The 6,560-nt window shown below is 35.6% G+C and carries 6 protein-coding genes; all 6 read left to right on the top strand.

Annotated elements, in window-relative coordinates; genetic code table 11:
• The first annotated feature begins 731 nt into the window (after positions 1-731).
• The 6 genes from ACF8FD_RS10390 to ACF8FD_RS10365 all read left to right on the top strand — a co-directional run bounded on the left by ACF8FD_RS10390 (position 732) and on the right by ACF8FD_RS10365 (position 6,327).
• Entirely contained in the window at positions 732-941 is a 210-nt protein-coding gene (locus tag ACF8FD_RS10390; protein WP_004693506.1) for a cold-shock protein, read from the top strand.
• Between the two features lie 106 nt (positions 942-1,047).
• A complete protein-coding gene (locus tag ACF8FD_RS10385; protein ID WP_004980159.1) occupies positions 1,048-1,275 on the top strand; it encodes a hypothetical protein in 228 nt (75 codons plus the stop codon).
• Positions 1,276-1,330: 55 nt separating this feature from the next.
• Entirely contained in the window at positions 1,331-1,528 is a 198-nt protein-coding gene (locus tag ACF8FD_RS10380) for a hypothetical protein (protein ID WP_234305089.1), read from the top strand.
• 634 nt (positions 1,529-2,162) lie between these two features.
• Positions 2,163-4,352 (top strand): TonB-dependent receptor, encoded by a 2,190-nt coding sequence (locus ACF8FD_RS10375; protein ID WP_234304858.1) that lies wholly within the window; start codon positions 2,163-2,165, stop codon positions 4,350-4,352.
• Between the two features lie 416 nt (positions 4,353-4,768).
• The gene (locus tag ACF8FD_RS10370) at positions 4,769-6,082 is read left to right on the top strand and encodes a TonB-dependent siderophore receptor (protein ID WP_234305090.1); all 1,314 of its coding nucleotides are present in this window, start codon (positions 4,769-4,771) and stop codon (positions 6,080-6,082) included.
• A 74-nt stretch (positions 6,083-6,156) separates the two neighbouring features.
• Positions 6,157-6,327 carry a hypothetical protein gene (locus ACF8FD_RS10365; protein WP_392453357.1) on the top strand — a complete coding sequence of 57 codons (171 nt, stop codon included), beginning with the start codon at positions 6,157-6,159 and terminating at the stop codon, positions 6,325-6,327.
• Positions 6,328-6,560 lie beyond the last annotated feature (233 nt).

The following is a 6,560-nucleotide window of genomic DNA, read 5'->3' as shown; positions in this document are numbered from 1 at the left end:
ATAAAACCAATCGGTACACCAGCCCAATTCATGGATTGATCTTCTGGGAAGGAAATCCTGATGAGTTTTTTTTCGTTCAGTAATGAATCTTGTTGGCCTGATTTAAAATGTTGTTCTTCATATTCTAGTTTTGTGCCTATAGGTACATTGATCTTTTTCACGATCATTGGTTGTGTCGTGATGTAATAAGGTTAATCAGGCCTACCATTGCCGCCTGTAGGGTTCATATTGCCAACACATGCTCCCAAATTTGAGAGTAGGGCGATGCAAAAAGATTAATCTAACTTTATTATTCATTATTGATCCTAAAAAACTTTATTTAAAGGCTATTTTATTTATCCAGAATGAACCCATAGTATACCTCATGCGAAACGTTTGAAATTTCACATCTAGCCTCAATATTTTGGTTCAAGCTATTCTAAGGCTCAGCACACGACTAGGGCTTTTTTAGATGCTACGACTTCTATTTTTAAGGACGTTTCAATTTATTCCAGGAAACACCTAATATAATTAAAATTTATGATAGCTATAAATAACTTGAATATTTATTTTTTTCATGTATACTTGACCTAACTAGAAAAAAGTAATGTTTAGTAAATCTTCTTTAAGTATCGCAGTTTTAGTCATAATCCTCCGTTGTTTCAGATCTTAAGCTCCACTTTTATTATTTTCAAAGTTACATCTAGTCATTTATTTTTGACTAAAATTATTAAAATTCAGCAGGATATATTATGTCTACTACAGTTACCGGTACAGTTAAATGGTTTAATGAAACTAAAGGCTTTGGTTTCATTCAACAAGAATCTGGTCCAGATGTTTTTGCTCACTTTCGCGAAATCGCTAGTTCAGGCTTCAAAACATTGCATGAAGGCCAACAAGTGTCATTTAGCATAGAGCAAGGTCAAAAAGGCCCAAATGCTGTAAATATTGTTGCTTTATAAGAAGCATTAAATATAAAAAAGCACTGAACAGTGCTTTTTTAATGACTAAAAATTATTAATTAAATATTTATTCCTTGTTGGGATATATGAAAAAAACTGGTGAAAATTGAAAAAACTTAATACCTTAATTGCTAAATCTTCAAATGGTACTGAAATTATAGTCTCGCTAATTCCTCTGAATAAAATGCAAAATACCCGTGATGGATTGAAATCTATTGAGGTGGGTAAGCGTGTGTTGCTTCAGTCTGGAATCGAAGTGGACTTAAATTTAGATGGTAGAACATTTTATACCGCTTTAAATCAATTATTTAAATTTAACTATAAAGTTGCCTAACTAAATATTTGATTATATTGTTTTTAAATGAATTAATATGATAGGTATAGAAGAAATGTTAAAGAAAAATGTTACTGTCAAAGATCAATTCGGTACTGAATACTCTATTCAGGCAACTGTAGATAAAAACTCTTGCAACACAATGTTGCATTCAAATTTAAGATATATCACCGTTGATGGCGAAGATATTCGTCCTGGTTTTGAAATGTTCTTCCAAAGTCTCAATAGCGATAAAATTTTCAAGTTGATCTGAACGTTATTAGTTTTAATTTGGTCGTGATGACTAATATTACATTATCTTAATCAACCCAAATCATTCCTCCTCAAATCTATTTAAATTATAGAGCAGTTATTTTAGATAATTTGAAGAGGGCTATGTATACAGAACACTTTTGTTAATAAGTAGTTTAATGACATAGCTAAAAAGTATTCTTAGCAAAAAATCTTCTGTGAATGTCAAGAAAAATTCATTTTATTATATAAATATTATAGGTTTAATGATTGTTAGCTTGTCCCCGAGGAATTCTTAATCTCCAAATTTCTTCCAATAATTGGTTTCTCGATGCAGCCCTTTGCCTATTATTCCTTATATTCCTAGCTCAATTCGCTCCTAAATGAGTTCACAGAAAGTTTTCCGCAAATGGGTTTTTAAAAACCAAATTCATAATAGGTGTCTGCCGTATGACAATATGACCTATATCATATTTGAGCTCATTGAAAGTAAGTATAGAAATGCTAGCGTATGACGATCAACACCTGTTTGAAATGAAGGCTGCTTTTTCGTATTCAAGATAGAATTTACTGCATTAAAAATTTAATAAAAAGTTTTACAATAAAGATAATAATAATTATCATTCTCGAAAATATTCTACAAAAGAGGAATAAAAATGCGCTTGTCACACTTTAGTCTTTGTCTACTTACGGCAGCTATTTGTACCCAACTGTATGCTGAAGACACAGCAACAAATGGCTCTACAACACAAAATACTGAAGCTAAACTTCCAACTATTGTGATGACAGCAACACGTACACCGAAAAGCATTTCCGAAATTGCAGGAACTGTCCAAACCATTTCTGCTGATCAAATTGCGCAACAGGCTGGCCCAGGTCGTAAAGTTGCAGATGTTTTGGCGCAACTGGTTCCATCTTTAGCACCAAGCAGTGGAACGAGTAGTAATTATGGTCAAACTATGCGTGGACGTAATGTACTTGTAATGATTGATGGTGTATCACAAACGGGTTCACGTGATGTGTCACGTCAGTTAAATAGTATTAGCCCAAATATGATTGATCACATTGAAGTGGTTTCTGGTGCGACCAGTATTTATGGTTCAGGTGCGACAGGCGGGATTATTAATATTATTACCAAACGTGCCGATAAATCAGAACCAGTCAGTTTTCAAACCAAATTGGGTGTGACATCTGCCGATAATTTCCGCGGTGACAGCCTAGCTTATCAAGTGGGACAAACAGCTTCATTTGCAAATGACAAAGTCGACGGTTTTCTTGGCTTAGACTATACCAATCGAGGCTCCCAATTTGATGGTAATGGGGATCGTATTTCATTAAGTCCTTGGCAGGGCAGCACCATGGATACCGATACTATTGATATGAATGGTCGTTTAAACTTTAATTTAACTGACAACCAAAGTTTAAGTTTTGGTGCTCAGTACTATAAAGATGAACAAGATACAGAATATGGGCCTGATTATTCTTATTTACTCACCAAAACAGATCCATCTTACAAAGCGGTCAAAGGTTGGAGCTTAGATAATCAGCCTTTTACTGAACGTTATGCTTTTAATACGCAGTACCAAAATCAGGATTTTTTAGGTCAAGTTCTGAATGTTGAGGCATACTATCGAAATGAGAAGTCACGCTTCGTACCTTATGGTTATTCAGCTGACGGTGTTAGTGTAAAGCAAAGTCAATCCAATGTGGATTACGCAGGTATTCGTTCAACTTTACAGTCTGATCTTGTAGTTGCTGACCGTGATTTAAAACTAACTTATGGCTTAGACTATGATTGGGAAAAAGACCATCAGTGGGCAGACTACTACATGCCAAGCAATAATGGCCTAGTTTATACCCCAACTGGAGAAAAACAAGGCTCAGGACCAGATACTGAAATTCAGAATATTGGTACCTTTATACAAGGGGACTATGCCATAACTGATCAGCTTAATATTCAAGCCGGGGTACGTTACCAATATGTTCAGGCAGACACTGACAGCTATTTAACTGCACGTAAGCCATATACATTAATGGCGGCAGACTCTACAGACTCGGATAAATTTCTGTTTAACTTAGGCACTGTCTATAAACTCACTGATACTCAACAAGTCTATGCCAATTTTTCACAAGGCTATAGCTATCCAGATGTACAGCGTGTATTACGTGATGTCGCAGCATATACTTTAACCACATCTGGTATTGCTCCAATCACTGTGAATAGCTATGAACTCGGCTGGCGCTTAAATCAAGACACAGGCTTAAATTTGGGCTTAACAGGTTTCTATAATACCTCTGATAAAGTCGTTCAATTTAACTCGGATCGATCTGTAAATGTTGTCGACACAGATCAGCGAGTTTATGGTGCGGAGGCAACAGTAAGTTACCCATTTATGGAAAATTATAAGGTGGGTGGAACTTTGGGTTATACAAGAGGCCAGTATCAGGATGTGGCCAATAACTGGCATGAGTTAAATGCTTTTGCAGTTTCACCAATGAAAGGCACATTGTTTGCAGAATGGAATAATGAAGATGGCTATGGTGTACGTGCTCAAATGCTTGCAATCAAAGGAACTGACAAAGCCTATAAAGATGACCTAGAGTTAAAAGCAGCTGGATTGAGTGATAGTAACAGTGCAGCAGAGATTAAAGGTTATACGACTATGGATGTATTAGCACATTTTCCAGTAGCGAAAGGCCGTATGGACTTTGGTGTTTATAATCTATGGGGTAATCAATATAAAACTGTATTCGCCCAACAAGCAGCAGTGACCAATGCTAACTCATTGTTAGCGATCCCAGCGGAAGGTCGTACTTTTGCACTAAGTTATACCATTAATTACTAATGGTGCCTGAAGCATGTTATGTAGAACTTTTTAATTCTATCTAAAAGAATCGGGATAACATTTTTAGTTAAATTCCTAAGATTTAACATATAGCATCAACATTTTATGCAAGGCCATTCTAGAGCTCATGGAACTAGAATGGCCTTCATGTAATTTTACTCATCTGAATTATTTGTATGATTAATACCTCAAACTAACTTCTCGTCGAATTACACGCGACGAGAAGGCAACTTACAAGACCTGATTGTAAACTTCGAATCTACAAATTTTTAGGGGACTTGAGAGAATACGCATGATCTGTCCTCATAACCTATAAATGTAGAACATGCGCATAAACACTCAATTATTTTGTGTAAATATTCTATTTGTGCAGAATATATAAATGATAATTAGTATACAATGATTCTCATTTGCAAATGGTAACTTGTGGTATGCAGTATTTCCCACCTAATAAAATTTGGCTTATCGTTCTTTCAACTCCTTTATTTAGTTCATATCTTTATGCAGCAGCATCTGAGCCAGTAGCAAGTTTAGCTCCTATAGTGGTGCAGGCTGAAGACGGGGAGGATGCTACGGAAAACAGTAAAAAATATAAAAAGAGTAAGTCTTCTCAAGCAACCAAAATGAATATTGCATTGAAGGAAACACCTCAGACAGTGACTGTTGTTACACAGCAAAGAATGCAGGATCAAGGCTTAGCGACTGTTGCAGACGTGATGCAACAAGTACCCGGAGTAAGTATTGGATATAACGATAGCGAACGCCCAAATTACAACATTCGTGGGTTTGCAGTCGATAATATTCAAATTGATGGTATTGCATCATCTTATTCAGGTGTTAGTGGTTCCGTAATTGCCATGCCTGTGTTTGATACAGCAATTTATGATCACATTGAAGTTTTAAAGGGGGTAAACGGCCTAAACACTGGGCTGGGTGAGCCTTCTGCATCAATTAATATGGTCCATAAAAAACCAACACAAGAGTTTAATGCACAGCTTGGAGCAAGTTACGATACTTTCGATGGGCGAAGATTTACTGGAGATATTAGTGGCGGGCTGTTAGCTGATGACAAACTTAACGCACGTTTGATTGTTGCAACATCTGACGGTGGAACAGGGAAACATTATTATGAAAAGAATACAACAACGATTTCAGGATCATTAACGTCTAAACTCACTGATCAAACTCAACTTACTTTGGGTATTGATCACCAAGATGATGACCCTCATGGTCTTGGTGGCGGTGTACCAATTTTTTATAGCGATGGGAGTCAAACTAACTTTTCATCAGAAGATAACTTTGGTTCGATGAACTGGGTGAGATGGCAACGTGAATTACAAAATAGTTATGTATATTTAGACCATAATTTTAATGACAGATGGAAGGCTAAACTTTCATTCAGTCGACAGGATCTGGATGCATTTGCTAAAACATCATATGCATACAATGGAAATTTAAACAAAGATGGCACGGGTTTAAGTTATTCACATTGGGCATCTGAAGGGGATTTGAATCAAAATACATATGATTTAACAGTCAATGGACTATTCGACTTATTTAACCGAGAACATCAAGTGGTCTTTGGTTTTAATGGTTGGGATAGAGAAGCTAATGAATATGGACTCACTTACCCTATTTACTCAGCAGGAAATACAATTAATGATATTGAACATTTCTACGGAAATGCATCTCCTGATTTCAAACGGCTTTGTTGCACAAAGATTTCATAACTATATGATTTTAAAAGTTTTGATTATTTTTTGATCCAAAATTAAATTTATTTAAATCAGATGCTTACATATTTATGCAACAAAGCCCTTATAAAATGACATCAAAAGAGTTAGAGCAAGCATTTAAAAATGAGTTGATAAGAAATAAAAAATCAAGAGAAATTGATGAAAAAGAAGCCATGGCACAGGGCTATCATATCAATGAGAACTATATTGATCCTGATGTTTGGCAGTATGTGAAATAATTAAGTTAAGAATTCCTAAAATTAATATAATACACCTCATACGAAATACGTGAAGCTTTACGTTGGGCATTACTTAAACCAAGGTTGAATGTCACGGTTTGTATGAGGTGTGTGAATTGAGAAAGCCTTTAGGTGAGGGCTTTCGTATAAGCTCAATTATGTTAAATAGATGATCGAAAGGCCAATGGATCTGGTCTTGCCAAATAAATTTTGAAGGATAACTTTGTACAATA

It is taken from the genome of Acinetobacter sp. TYF_19 (assembly GCF_043105125.1).
Lineage (GTDB): Bacteria > Pseudomonadota > Gammaproteobacteria > Pseudomonadales > Moraxellaceae > Acinetobacter > Acinetobacter johnsonii.
The sequence above is the reverse complement of the archived record's forward strand: the minus strand, read 5'-3'. Positions and strand labels throughout refer to the sequence as shown.